The organism is Epilithonimonas mollis (assembly GCF_900142325.1).
GTDB lineage: Bacteria > Bacteroidota > Bacteroidia > Flavobacteriales > Weeksellaceae > Epilithonimonas > Epilithonimonas mollis.
Genome location: NZ_FRAM01000001.1, coordinates 1,188,097 through 1,201,208, shown reverse-complemented (window position 1 = coordinate 1,201,208; position 13,112 = coordinate 1,188,097). Strand labels below are relative to the sequence as shown.

The window sequence follows — 13,112 nt, the reverse complement described above, 5'->3', positions numbered from 1 at the left end:
CTGCAGAAAATGAGCGAAACAAAAGTAAAACCAGTCATTGCAGAAGAACTTATGACGGCGCTACAGTCAGAAGTGTCTGCAGAGAGCCAGGTTATTCTTCACTGCTGCATCAGATCGGAGATGTTTCCGGAAGAAAAAATCAGGATATGGGCTTCAACTTATCTGGTGGACAGAAAATCAGAACACGTTTCCAGGCTGATCCATTTCGAAAACATCAGTTTATTTCCGGATTGGACAGATATTCCTTTTGGAAAAGATTATTGGTTTACGCTCGTTTTTTCAGGTTTACCAAAGGATTGTAAAGTTTTTGATTTTATAGAGCTGATTCCGCAGAATGGCGGTTTTTTCCACGAAGGAATCAGAAGGAATTCTTCTGATGTTTATAGAATAAAATTGGATATATAAATTAAAAAAGGTTCAGAATCTCTGAACCTTTTATATTACGACAGCTTTTGCATTTCTTCTTTTATTTTTTCCTGAAGGCTTTCCGAAGCTGCAACGAGCGGAAGTCTGAGATAATTTTTGATCAACCCTTTTTCTGCAAGAATAGTCTTGATGCCGCAAGGATTGCCTTCTGCAAAAATCAGTCTGGTAATTTCTACAAGAGAATTATGAATTTTATATGCTTCATCCACTTCACGCTTTCTGGCCAGTTTAACCATAGTTGAGAATTCCTTCGGATAAGCCTGCCCGATTACAGAAATTACGCCATCACCACCAGCGAGTGTTACTGGCAGTGTATATTCGTCGTCTCCTGACATTAATGAAAATTGCTCTGGTTTTTGTCTCAGGATATCAAAATATTGAAGGATATTCGGAGCCGCTTCTTTTATCATAAAAAGATTCGGGAATTCGTTTGCCAATCGCAAAGTGGTAGAAGCTTCCACATTCTGCCCGGTTCTTCCGGGAACATTGTAAATAATAATTTTTTCACCGGTTTCTGCCAGCGCTTTATAATGTTGATAAAGACCTTCCTGATTTGGTTTGTTGTAATAGGGAGAAACAGATAGAACGGCGTCGAAATCTGACAGGTCTGTTTCTTTTATCTGTTGAACCACTTCTGCCGTATTATTCCCACCGATTCCAAGAACCAACGGTAATCTGTTATTATTGATCTTAGTGATGTGAGCAACAACTCTGTCCTTTTCTTCCTTGGAAAGTGTTGCAGCTTCCGCTGTAGTTCCCAAAACAACCAGAAAATTGGTTCCGTTGTCTATGTTATAATCGATTAATCTCGTGAGAGCATCGAAATCTATGGAAAGATCTTCATTGAAAGGTGTGATCAAAGCCACACCAACGCCTTTTAGCTGACCCATTTTTTATTGATGATTTAATTCTCTCAAAGTTAATTTATTTTAATAAATGAACAAGATTATCGATGTAAATTATTCGAACCGGAAAATAACTTTTAATATATAAATAAAGGAATAATCGGAAATTATATTTAATGAAATAATAACTTCCAAATTATCATTAAGTTAGTTTACAAACCCGAAAATCATTAGATTTGTATCCATATTATTTTCAGAATGAAAAATAAATTATTAGGTTTCGGAATCATCTGTTTGCTGTTGATTGGCTGTAAAGCGCCACTCAACATTGCCAATGTCCATACCGAAAAGAATATCTACATCACCAGCGGCCTTCGTGATGATAAAGAAATGGATGCTATCATCCAGCCTTACAAAAACGAGCTGGAAGGCAAAATGAATACGAAGATTTCTCACACTAATGTAGAACTCAATAAGTCCGGTGATAACAGCAATCTTGGAAACCTTTTGGCAGATTATACCTTCGAAGGTGCTGAGGAATGGGCAAGGAAAAATAATTTTCCTGCTATAGATGCTGCTGTTATCAATATCGGAGGAATCAGAACCATCATCCCGAAAGGCGATATTGTGACCAAACAAATCTATGAAGTGATGCCTTTCGAAAATGAAATTGTCATCATCAAAATGATTGGGAAAGATGTGGAAGGCCTGTTTGATTATTACCTGAAGACCCAGAAAAATAATCCGGTTTCTCACTTGATTATTGAGACAGATGCCAATGTCATCTCCAGAAAACTGATTAACGGACAACCGATCGATTATAACAAGACTTATTATATTGCGACTTCGGACTATTTGGCTACAGGTGGCGACAATATGTTTTTCTTTAGCAAAGGAGAGGTCATCTTTACGGGTATCAAAATGCGTGACCTTTTCCTGGAAAAGTTCAGGCAAAATCCTGAAGTTTCCGTGCCTGATGATGTAAGACTGATTTTCCAAAACAAAAAAGTGCAGGAATAATGAAAAGAAAAGAGTTTCTAAAATATATCGGCGGCGGAAGTCTTGCTCTGACACTTGCGCCCAACCTTTTGCTGGCGGAACAGTTTGATATCCTGGAAAAAGAATCGGTATATAAGCTGACCATTCTGCACACCAATGATCAGCACAGCAGAATAGAACCATTTGATATGTCCTACACAAAAAACCCAAATCAGGGCGGGTTTGCAAGGAGAGCATCGTTGATAAAAAAGATAAGAAGTGAAGAGACCAACGTTCTTCTGCTGGATTCAGGTGATATCTTCCAGGGAACGCCCTACTTTAATTTTTTTGGCGGCGAATTAGAATTCAAATTAATGAGCATGATGCAGTATGATGCATCTACAATGGGGAATCACGATTTTGATAACGGTTTGGACGGTTTCCTGAAAGTTCTTCCGAATGCAAAATTTCCTTTCATTTGTTCCAATTATGATTTTAAAAATACAATCCTGGAAGGAAAAACAGAACCTTACAGAATCTTTAGAAAAGAAGGAATAAAAATAGGGGTTTTCGGAGTCGGAATAGAACTGAATGGTTTGGTTGGAAAGAAAAATTATGGTGAAACAGTTTATCATGATCCGATAGAAATTGCTCAGCATTATGCGGATTTCTTAAGAAACGATAAAAAATGTGATCTGGTAATTTGTCTTTCTCATATCGGTTTTGATTACCCCGATCAGCCGGAAAAAATGTCGGATAAGCATCTGGCCGCTAAAACATCAGGAATCGATTTGATTTTAGGCGGTCACACGCACACTTTCCTGAAAGAACCTGTGAGTTTACAGAGTAAGAATGGTAAAAATGTCATTGTCAATCAGGTAGGCTGGGCAGGTATTCTTCTGGGAAGACTGGATTTTTATTTTGATAAAAACAAAAGCGTAAAAAATATTTCTTGGAATAATCAGTTAATAGATGAAAGCATAATAGTTTAAGATGAAGAAAATTTTATTAATTATATCGGTTTTTACTGCATTAATTGTTCAGGCACAATCCAGTAAATGGAACGATCTGTTCTCATATAACAATGTTCTGAAGATCCGGGAAGACGGAGACCGCCTTGTTGCTGCTACTGAAAATGGGGTGTTTTACTATTATCCGGGAACGGGTGAAATAAAAAAGTTATCAAAAGCAAACGGACTTCACGAAGTGAAAATTTCAGCTTTTGATTACGATGCGGCAACTCAGACGGGTATCGTGGGATATCAAAGCGGGTCTCTGGATGTTATTACTCCCAATGGGATCTTCCTGATTGTTGATATTCCATTGGCAACCGGATACAATGGTAGCAAAAAGATCAACCATATTTCCATAAACGGTGACAGAGCAATTATCTCTGCGGGTTACGGGATTTCTATCTTTAATATTTCGAAAAGAGAATTCGGAGAGACAGCTTTTTTTACAACAGGTGGTGCTTATGAAGCCGTGAATGCCGCTGTTATGAAGGATAATACTGTATATGCCGTAACAGGGAATGGATTAAAGTACCATGATCTTAATACCACTTTTCCTGTTTATACGACTTGGACAGCGCCAAATAATTTCAAAACGGATTACAAAAAGATCGATGCCTCCGAAATACTCGCTTTTGCAAGTGAAAAGGAAGTAAAGTACGGTACTTTTCCCAATATGTCTACATTATCAGGTTTTACCAGCATCAGGGATATTAAAGTTACAAACAGTAAAATTGTAGTAACTGATCAGACACAGGTTAGGGTATACGGAACAAACGGTTCGCTTCAGAAAACCTTTGATGCTGGTGAGATTATCAATACAGCAATAGTTTATAATAATAACCAGTTATTTACCGGAACCCAGTTTTCCGGGATATATAATGAGCAGAAAAACAGCTTCAAACCGGATGGACCTTATAATAACAGATCTTATAAGCTTTCCTTATTGAATAATCAGATTTGGGTTTCAACGGGAGGCAGATCAGCTTTTAACGAAGCTACGCCACCTTACCTGGGGTATTATCATTATAATGGCTCCAATTGGGTGTATCCGGATTATTTTAAAACCAACAATCAATTCAATATTCTGGATGTGATTCCGAATCCTTCCGACCCAACCGAAATATTCTTTACCAATTACTTTTTTTCCTCACAAAAAGGAATTTATAAAATGGTAGATGATCAATTTGTAAAATCATATGTTGTAAACCCGGGTAACTCTTATGGAGACCTACCTGTAGGCTGCGAGTTTGACAGTAATAATAATCTGCTATGCTCGGCTGCTGCAGTCGACAATACCGGCGGAGCAGGGTTTTATTATTTTGACAGGGCAGTAGACAAGTTGATCATAAGAAGTCTTAACGTTTCTAACAATGCTCAAAAACCTATTCTGAGGGATGGATATATGTATATCCCTGTACCAAGAGTAGGGGGACTTATCATGTATAATTATAATAATACGCCAAGTGTATTTTCGGATGATACTTTTAAGGTTATCACTAAAAATAATAATCTCCCGAACAGCGATATCAGATCAGCAGCTTTAGATAAAAATGATGATCTCTGGATAGGAACTCAGGAAGGCCTAAGAGTTTTATCCAATCCAAAATCTGCTATTCTTGAAGAAAATCCCCAGACGGATCCTATAATTATAGAACAAAATGGGTTGGGAGAAGAACTCTTCAGAGATGCGGAGATTCTTCAGATCGTGGTAGATTCGGGAAACCAGAAGTGGGTATCAATTGCAGGTGGTGGCGTTTTTTGCGTCAGCCCTTCCGGAGACAAAACTATTTATAATTTTACAAAATCCAACTCACCGTTGCCTAATGATACCGTTACAGACATTAAAATAGATGAAAAAACCGGCAAGGTTTATTTCGCCACAATAGACGGCATCGTTGTTTATCAGGGAGATGTCAGCGAGGTAACGTCCAACTTCGGGAACGTATTGGTTTACCCGAACCCCGTTGTCTATTCTCAATATAAAGGTAATGTCCGCATCCGTGGTCTGGCACAGAAAACCAATATCAGGATTACGGATGCCGCAGGCAACATGGTTCACTCTGCAGTGGCCAACGGCGGTTACTTCGAATGGAACCTGAACAACCAGCGTGGTGTAAGAGTCGCATCGGGCATCTATTATGTATTGATGACCAATGAAGATGGTACCGATACAGCAACTGCAAAAATCGCTGTCGTAAATTAAAGAATGGCCCAGGACGTTTTTTTACTGTCTTATACAAAATATGGAGATCACGATGCTGTTCTCCATTGTTTTTGCAGAGAAAACGGATTCGAAAGTTTCTTTGCCAAAGGAATCTACGCTCCGAAAAATAAGAAAAAAGCATTTCTTTTTCCTTTGAACGAATTGTTAATTTACACTTCCGACAAAAAGAAAAGCATCCGGAATGTATTGAAAATTGAGCAAAAAAACACCGATCTTTTTACATCGGATATAAGGAAGAATTCGATTTTATTTTTCATTTCCGATCTGCTGAATCAGGTATTGAGGAATGAAAATCAGAATCAAAACATCTATTCCGAGATTTCTCTTTTCCTGAGCCAATTGCAAATGAATAATTTTCAGGCGCATTTGATATTTATTTTCAGATTATTGAAGCAACAAGGTTTACAGCCTTTATTTTCCGACAAAACCTATCTCAATCCTGAGTCCGGAAACTTCGAGGAAACAGAATCCCATCATTTCTTCGATAAAGACATTTCTTCGATTTGGAAAGAACTGATTATTTCCTCAAATCCTTATGCTCTAAAACTTAGCAGATTGGGGAAACAGAATTTCCTGGATTCGGTTTTAGTGTATTTTCATTATCACTTCACCGATTTTCGGGAACCAAAATCTCTGGAAATCATCAAAGAAATTTTTTAAATTATGATTATCAAAGCCGAACAAAAAGATATTTCAATCATTCAGGAATTAGCCAAAAAATCCTGGAATTTCGCTTATGTCGATATTATATCTCAAGGACAAATCGATTATATGTTGGATTTGATGTATTCCGAAGAAACACTCGGTCAACATTTTGAGAATCCGGATTATCAATACTATTTGGTTCAGGAAAACAATGAATTCCTGGGTTTCATCGGCTTCGAATTTCATCAGGAGTCAGAAACAACAAAACTTCACCGCATTTATTTTCTGAAAGAAGCCCAAGGAAAAGGTTTAGGTAAAAAAGCAGTTGAATTTGTTATCAATGAAGCCAAAAAAGTTGATGATAAAAGAGTGACACTAACCGTTAATAAAAATAATTCAGCCCAAAAATTCTATGAATCTCAAGGTTTCAAAGTTTATGATGAAGCGATTTTCGACATCGGAAACGGTTATGTGATGGATGATTATTTAATGGAATTTATCATTGATAAATAAATTAACTATAGCATTTGCAACCTCGCAGATGCTTTTTTGTGATTGATTTTTTCTTCGTTGTAATTGCTAAAAGTAAATGGAGAATAACTAAAAAACCCAAAAACTCTTTATCTAACTAATCTGCGACCACTTATTCTTGCCCTTATATTGCTTGATATAATATTGTTTGATGATTTGATTATGGGGATGATTCAGAAGAGAATCTTGCTCCAAAATCTTTTCTACAGTCAGTTTCGAAGCTTTGATGATTGCCGAATCTTCTATCAGATTCAGTTTTTTAAAATCAATCACGCCACTTTGCTGAGTCCCGAGAATATCGCCTGGACCGCGCAATTCCATATCTACTTCTGAGATTTTGAAACCGTCATTCGTCTGAACCATTGTTTTTATTCTCGTCCGGCTTTCCTTGCTCAGTTTCTCGTCCGTCATCAGGATGCAGTAGCTCTGTTCTGCGCCTCTGCCAACACGTCCGCGCAACTGATGAAGCTGGGACAACCCGAATCTCTCCGCACTTTCTATCACCATCACAGAAGCGTTCGGGACATTCACACCAACTTCTATCACGGTAGTTGCCACCATTATTTTGGCCTCTCCGGATGCGAAATATTGCATATTGGCATCCTTCTCCGCAGGTTTCATCCTTCCGTGAACCATTGTCACATTATAACTTTTAAAAAAATTCATCACATGATCCAGCCCTTCCATCAGGTTTTTGTAATCCAAAGTTTCTGATTCTTCAATCAATGGATAAACAAAATAGATTTGACGCCCTTTCTCGATTTCTTCCCGACAGAAATTGTAAACCGAAAGTCTGTCCTTTTCCCGCCTGTGAGCAGTAATAATCGGTTTTCTTCCAACCGGCAATTCATCAATCACAGAAACATCCAAATCGGAATAAAAACTCATTGCCAAAGTTCTCGGAATGGGCGTTGCTGTCATCACCAAAATATGTGGCGGAATATTATTTTTTGCCCAAAGTTTTGCCCGCTGAGCCACTCCAAATCTATGCTGTTCATCAATAATCGCCAAACCAAGATTCTGGAATTTGACTTTATCTTCCAAAAGTGCGTGTGTCCCGATCAGGATAGATAGTTCGCCGTTTTCCAGTTGCTCATGGATGATTCTTCGTTCCCTGGTTTTGGATGAACCCGTTAACAACCGGACTTTGATATCGGTATTTTCTAATAATTCCTGGATTGAATTAAAATGTTGCTGCGCCAAAATCTCCGTCGGTGCCATAAGGCAAGACTGGAAACCGTTGTCCATCGCAATCAGCATTGTTAATAATGCCACCATCGTCTTTCCGGAACCAACGTCGCCTTGCAATAATCGGTTCATCTGGGTCGAACGTTTCATATCGGTTCGGATTTCTTTCAGAACTCTTTTTTGGGCATTCGTTAATTCAAACGGAAGATGATTTTCATAAAAATGATTGAAATAATCCCCGACAATCGGGAACGGATTTCCGAATGATTTTGTTTTCTGATGCAGCTTTTTCAATCCGTAACCTAATTGGAAAAAGAACGCTTCTTCGAATTTTAATCGGCGATTCGCTTCATCATAATGTTTTAAATCTTTAGGAAAATGAATGTTGTAATAAGCATTCAGACGATCCATCAGCTTCATCGATTTTAGAAGGTAATCCGGTAGATTTTCCGAAATTAAATTTGGTAAATCTCTCAGAAGATTGAAAATTGCTGTCTGGAATAATTTATTAGTAATGCCTCGTTTGGTCAATTTTTCACTTCCAGGATAAATGGGTAAAAGCGTTCCTGATAAAGCTTTCTTTTCATCCGCTTCAATTTCCGGATGCGGCATGGAAAAATAACTGTTGAACAGGTTCACTTTTCCGAATATGAATAGCTCTTTGTTCAAAGGAATTGCCTCTTTCATCCAGTTCGTGTATCGAAACCAAACCAGATCCATCGTCCCGGTTTCATCCCGAAATTTTGCTGACAACCGTTTTCCTTTTTCATAAACCACTTCCTGCAAATCTGTGATTTTTCCTTTGAACTGAACGTCAGACTCCGGTTCTTTTGTCAGATCACCCACTTTATAAATCTTGCTTTTATCGATATAGCGAAGTGGATAGAATGTCAGCAAATCTTCCACAGTAGAAATGCCCAACACGTTTTTAATCAATTTAGCGCGTTCGGTTCCGATATTTTTGAGAAATTCTATGGAAGTTTCTAAAATCAAAAAGGAAAAATTTGTTCCGACGAATTTCGGGAAAATTTATGAAATTCTGTCTCTAAGGTGATATTTTGAACCGGAAACAGTCATTTTTCCCCCGGAAGCCTGATTAATCCGCTGGTAAGATGTAGATTGGCAGCGGAAATAGAATATTTTTGGAAGGAAGATCACAGATCGCCAACGGAAAATGCTTTGACGAAACTGGAAGACTCCAAGACGAACCCGGAAGCATATGTGACGAAGACGGAAGACTCCGTGACGGCATCCCAATGCCCTGCAGATGGGCAAAAACGGTTTTTCGGAATTTTTTAAATGGATTGCTGAAAATCATCAGTTATTCTTTGATCCTGGATCTGAATTTTTTCTGATAGCTTTCCCATTCTTTTCGGGACTTGATGTTTTTATATTCATCTGTGGCGATCATAGAGAAATAGGGTTCTACTTCTTTGGCTTTCAGAGCACCAGAAAGACTTGTGATTGGGTCTGTTTTCTCATCCAGAAAAACCATGGTCGGGATGATGTTGATATTCATGTACCGGGAAAACTGATGAAGCGGATTTTTGCCTTTCTTTGCTTTATAATCTGGATTTGTGAATGTATGCCCTGCAAAAGTTACAATTTCATTACCATCACTTTCGAATTTTACAGCATAGAATTTTTCATTAATAATCTTCGAAATTTCGGGATGATTAAAAGTGTTTTTTTCCATATCCTTACACGGTGCACACCAATCGGCGTAGAAGTCAATCAGGATTTTCCTTGGTTCTTTTTTCTGTGCTGCCAAAGCTTGTGACATCGTCATCCAGCGCACCTGTGCGGTTCCCCAGAAGCCTGCGGTTAAAAAGAATAGTATGGGTATTAGTTTTTTCATTTGTGCGTTTTATATATATTTTTTAATTACATTCTTACGGTTTAGACGTTTTAATTACATGCTTTACTTTACACCCTGCATCAGTTTTTTGATGAGAGGCGACATTATGATGAGTATGATACCGGCAATCAGGGCGTAGATCCCTAATGTCTTATACCCGTCTGTATAGGCTATCAGCTTGCTTGTCAAGGTCCCACCTGTATTGGCTTCGGACATTTCTGCGCCGATTTTGCCTGCAAAAAATTGCCCGAAAGCACTTGCCAGAAACCACATTCCCATCATCATTCCAAAAAGTTTTTTCGGGGATAGTTTTGTGATGATGGACATCCCGATCGGTCCCAGGCACAGTTCTCCAAAAGTGATCACCAGCCACGTGAATGTGAACAGGTTGAGTGAGGATTTTCCGTCAGCATTGGCAAAAAACCGTAATGAATAGAATAAGAAAAATCCTGCAGCTAAAAACAAAAATCCGATCCCGAACTTGATGATGGTATTGGGCTCCAGTTTTCTGTCAGCCAGCCAGACCCATAATAATCCTACTAACGGGCTGAAAATGATAATGAAAAAGGAATTGGAGCTGTTGTTGATGATGTTAGGGTCGATGTGGAAAAATAGAAGACTATCGACCAGGTTATCTTTTGCAAACAGTGATAAAGAGCCTCCACTCTGTTCATAGATGGCGTTGAAAATCAAATACATTACAATGAATATGAATGCAGCGATAACTTTTCTCTGATAGCCTCTGTCCAGTCTCACGATTTCGTAACCCAAATACAGCAGGGAAACGACACCGATTCCGTACATAAAGTAGTCGGTAAAATCGCTGTTCTGGATAAGGACATAGATCACGGGCAATAATAAAATAGCACCAATGATGACAATAGATTCTTTCTTGATCCGCGTCGGTTTTTGGTTATGAAGCAACGGCGAATTCCCAATGGGTTCGATTGATTTTCTGATGATAAAATAAGTAATCAGTCCAATTATCATGACTACTGCTGCAGCCAAAAAGCACAGACTCCAGGAATAATATTTACCGAGATAAACACAAAGTGCGCCACCCAGAAGTCCGCCGATATTGATGCCTGCATAGAACATTCCGTAGCCTGCATCTCTTCTCACATCATCCTCCTTATAGAGTTCGCCGACCATCGAAGATATATTGGGTTTGAAAAAGCCTGTCCCGATTATGGAACATGTAATTCCAAAATAGAATAAATCGTGAGGATTGTAGGCAATAATGAGATTGCCCAACGCCATAATGATTCCTCCGAAAACCAGAGATTTTTTAAATCCCAGAATCTTATCCGCAAAAATACCGCCGATGAAAGTGAATGCATAGATGAAAGCCTGGATGGCGCCATATTTCAGATTCGCATCTTTCTCGAAGAGCCCGAGCTGGTCGGTCATAAAAATAACCAAAACGCCCCGCATGCCGTAGAAGCAGAAACGTTCCCACATTTCTATTGTAAAAAGATACCAGAGTTGTTTCGGATATTTGCCTTTGAAATTTTGAATTTCTTCGAGGGTAAGATTCATAAATGATGATTGATAGATAATGATTGATTGAATTGTTGATTTTAATATCAGCAAATATATTTTAATGCCCTACGAATTTAACAAAAAAAACCTCTGAAAAATCAGAGGCTTATAATTTTTTGGGGATTATATTTACTTCACGCCATTCATCATTCTCTTTAGAACAGGAGAGAGCAAAGCCAGTAAAATAGCTGCAATTCCACACAATACTACGAACACCATAAAGAATTCAAACAGATTATGAATAGTGAATCCGGCAAATGTTGTGTATTCTGTTGGTAGTTGCGCAGCAGAGAAAGCTTTAACCTGCTCAGCGTTCAAAGTGATTTTTTTATCTAAAACATCCTGAAGATTGACACCAATTTCCTGAGCTTTTGCAAATTTGTCTCCAGTTGCAGGGATAATTGCGCCCAAAGTTCCTGCTAATGCATAACCTGCAGCATTGGCTATGAAGAATACGCCATATAATAATGATGAGAATCTTTTTGGTGCTAGTTTTCCAACTAAAGACAATCCGATAGGGGATAAGCAAAGCTCTCCCATCGTTTGGATCAGATAAAGTAAAATCAACCATTTGATTGCTAATAATCCCGAATTTCCGAGATCTTTTACATTATAAGCAATAATGAAATAAGATAGTGCGATCAAAGCCAAACCAATTGCTTGTTTCAAAGGAGAAACAGGTTCCTTTCCTTTGGCTCTTAATTTATCCCATAGTAAGCTGAATGGTAAAGCTAGAAGCACTACAAAAAGCCCGTTGAAAATCTGAACCATGGATGGTGGCATTTCCCAGCCAAAAATGCTTCTGTCGGTTTGGTTGTCAGCAATAAATGTTAATGATGAACCAGCTTGTTCAAATGCAGCCCAGAAGAAAATAATGAAAAACGAAACAATATAGATCACCCAGATTCTTTGTTTTTCGATCTTATTTTCGGCGGAGCTCATAATTAAAAATGCTAATGAAATACCAGCTGCGTAGATGAAAGGATAGATGATTCCTTTGATCAGCTGTCCCATTTCTACAGAACTGAAACCAAATTCGCCCACCAAAAAATATCTGAAAACAAAGAAAAGGATGACAAATAAGCCAGTTGCAAACCCAATGAATCTCCCGGAGAACTTAGCAGTCTGAGATTCTCCTTCTTCAAAATCATCACTCGTATTATGTTTTGGCAATCCACCTATTGGTCTTCCTTCCGGCGTTACAACATATCTGTTTTTAAGGATGAAGAACGTTACAGTCCCGATAATCATTGCTATAGATGCAGCAAGGAAACCCCATTTGAATGCAAATATATCTCTTACTCCGGCTGCGTCTTTTACGTCACCAACATAAGGGCAGATAAACTGACCAAGGAATGCTCCGATGTTGATACCCATATAGAAAATTGTGAAGGCAGAATCCAATTTAGACTTTTCCTGTTTTGGATAAAGACTTCCTACCATGGAAGAGATGTTCGGCTTGAAAAATCCGTTCCCGAAAATGATAATGAAAAGTGCCAGCCACATCAACCCTTTTGCGCTCCCAAGACTGTCAGAAAAAGTAGAGGCACTAAGGAAAAGTAAGAATTGTCCAATTGCCATCAAACTTCCTCCAAGAATAATACAGTTTCTGTTTCCTAAATATTTATCAGCAATAAAACCTCCTAAAAGTGGTGTTAAATAACAGAGTGCCAAGAATCCACCATAAATGATAGAAGCATCTGCTTCCCTTATCAACAGAGAGTTTACCATAAACAACGTAAGTAAAGCTCTCATCCCATAAAAGTTAAAACGCTCCCACATCTCGGTGCCAAACAGCACCCATAATCCTTTCGGATGTTTAGAATTAGATTGAACTGTATCCATATAGATTAATTGTTAAA

The 13,112-nt window shown here is 38.4% G+C and carries 12 protein-coding genes; 7 read left to right on the top strand and 5 right to left on the bottom strand.

The genetic code is table 11. The features are described from left to right. Positions 1-9 precede the first annotated feature (9 nt). Positions 10-405: a hypothetical protein gene (locus BUA97_RS05310; protein ID WP_072996777.1), complete on the top strand. Its 396-nt coding sequence runs from the start codon at positions 10-12 to the stop codon at positions 403-405. A gap of 35 nt (positions 406-440) precedes the next feature. Here the strand turns inward: BUA97_RS05310 and dapA are convergent, their stop codons facing one another. Beyond that, positions 441-1,316, bottom strand: a complete 876-nt coding sequence (dapA, locus tag BUA97_RS05305) for a 4-hydroxy-tetrahydrodipicolinate synthase (protein WP_072996776.1) — start codon at positions 1,314-1,316, stop codon at positions 441-443. 213 nt (positions 1,317-1,529) lie between these two features. On the opposite strand from dapA, the gene BUA97_RS05300 reads away from it, so the two are divergent. From BUA97_RS05300 to BUA97_RS05280, 5 genes are read left to right on the top strand one after another with little or no spacing between them, the layout of a single operon-like run. Beyond that, entirely contained in the window at positions 1,530-2,291 is a 762-nt protein-coding gene (locus tag BUA97_RS05300) for a 5'-nucleotidase C-terminal domain-containing protein (protein ID WP_072996775.1), read from the top strand. Next, entirely contained in the window at positions 2,291-3,241 is a 951-nt protein-coding gene (locus tag BUA97_RS05295; protein WP_072996774.1) for a bifunctional metallophosphatase/5'-nucleotidase, read from the top strand. Before BUA97_RS05300 ends, BUA97_RS05295 begins: the two co-directional genes overlap by 1 nt. Before the next feature lies 1 nt (position 3,242). Beyond that, positions 3,243-5,465 carry a type IX secretion system anionic LPS delivery protein PorZ gene (porZ, locus tag BUA97_RS05290; protein ID WP_072996773.1) on the top strand — a complete coding sequence of 741 codons (2,223 nt, stop codon included), beginning with the start codon at positions 3,243-3,245 and terminating at the stop codon, positions 5,463-5,465. 3 nt (positions 5,466-5,468) lie between these two features. Further along, positions 5,469-6,146, top strand: a complete 678-nt coding sequence (recO, locus tag BUA97_RS05285) for a DNA repair protein RecO (protein WP_072996772.1) — start codon at positions 5,469-5,471, stop codon at positions 6,144-6,146. Positions 6,147-6,149: 3 nt separating this feature from the next. Then, the gene (locus BUA97_RS05280) at positions 6,150-6,644 is read left to right on the top strand and encodes a GNAT family N-acetyltransferase (protein WP_175546174.1); all 495 of its coding nucleotides are present in this window, start codon (positions 6,150-6,152) and stop codon (positions 6,642-6,644) included. Positions 6,645-6,755: 111 nt separating this feature from the next. Here the strand turns inward: BUA97_RS05280 and recG are convergent, their stop codons facing one another. After that, positions 6,756-8,843, bottom strand: coding sequence for an ATP-dependent DNA helicase RecG (recG, locus tag BUA97_RS05275; RefSeq protein WP_072996771.1), 2,088 nt, complete (start codon positions 8,841-8,843; stop codon positions 6,756-6,758). Positions 8,844-8,969: 126 nt separating this feature from the next. On the opposite strand from recG, the gene BUA97_RS05270 reads away from it, so the two are divergent. Beyond that, on the top strand, positions 8,970-9,149 hold the full coding sequence (locus BUA97_RS05270) for a hypothetical protein (RefSeq protein WP_139258235.1): 180 nt from the start codon (positions 8,970-8,972) through the stop codon (positions 9,147-9,149). 22 nt (positions 9,150-9,171) lie between these two features. Here the strand turns inward: BUA97_RS05270 and BUA97_RS05265 are convergent, their stop codons facing one another. From BUA97_RS05265 to BUA97_RS05255, 3 genes are all read right to left on the bottom strand, one after another. Continuing rightward, positions 9,172-9,708, bottom strand: coding sequence for a thioredoxin family protein (locus tag BUA97_RS05265; RefSeq protein WP_072996769.1), 537 nt, complete (start codon positions 9,706-9,708; stop codon positions 9,172-9,174). 63 nt (positions 9,709-9,771) lie between these two features. Continuing rightward, entirely contained in the window at positions 9,772-11,247 is a 1,476-nt protein-coding gene (locus BUA97_RS05260) for a peptide MFS transporter (RefSeq protein WP_072996768.1), read from the bottom strand. A 132-nt stretch (positions 11,248-11,379) separates the two neighbouring features. Further along, entirely contained in the window at positions 11,380-13,095 is a 1,716-nt protein-coding gene (locus BUA97_RS05255) for a peptide MFS transporter (protein WP_072996767.1), read from the bottom strand. Positions 13,096-13,112 lie beyond the last annotated feature (17 nt).

Bases quoted from the DNA above. Each gene is read 5' to 3' on its own strand.
- recO (WP_072996772.1), top strand. From the start codon at position 5,469: ATGGCCCAGGACGTTTTTTTACTGTCTTATACAAAATATGGAGATCAC.
- BUA97_RS05260 (WP_072996768.1), bottom strand. From the start codon at position 11,247: ATGAATCTTACCCTCGAAGAAATTCAAAATTTCAAAGGCAAATATCCG.
- BUA97_RS05255 (WP_072996767.1), bottom strand. From the start codon at position 13,095: ATGGATACAGTTCAATCTAATTCTAAACATCCGAAAGGATTATGGGTG.
- dapA (WP_072996776.1), bottom strand. From the start codon at position 1,316: ATGGGTCAGCTAAAAGGCGTTGGTGTGGCTTTGATCACACCTTTCAAT.
- BUA97_RS05295 (WP_072996774.1), top strand. From the start codon at position 2,291: ATGAAAAGAAAAGAGTTTCTAAAATATATCGGCGGCGGAAGTCTTGCT.
- BUA97_RS05280 (WP_175546174.1), top strand. From the start codon at position 6,150: ATGATTATCAAAGCCGAACAAAAAGATATTTCAATCATTCAGGAATTA.
- BUA97_RS05265 (WP_072996769.1), bottom strand. From the start codon at position 9,708: ATGAAAAAACTAATACCCATACTATTCTTTTTAACCGCAGGCTTCTGG.
- BUA97_RS05310 (WP_072996777.1), top strand. From the start codon at position 10: ATGAGCGAAACAAAAGTAAAACCAGTCATTGCAGAAGAACTTATGACG.
- porZ (WP_072996773.1), top strand. From the start codon at position 3,243: ATGAAGAAAATTTTATTAATTATATCGGTTTTTACTGCATTAATTGTT.
- BUA97_RS05300 (WP_072996775.1), top strand. From the start codon at position 1,530: ATGAAAAATAAATTATTAGGTTTCGGAATCATCTGTTTGCTGTTGATT.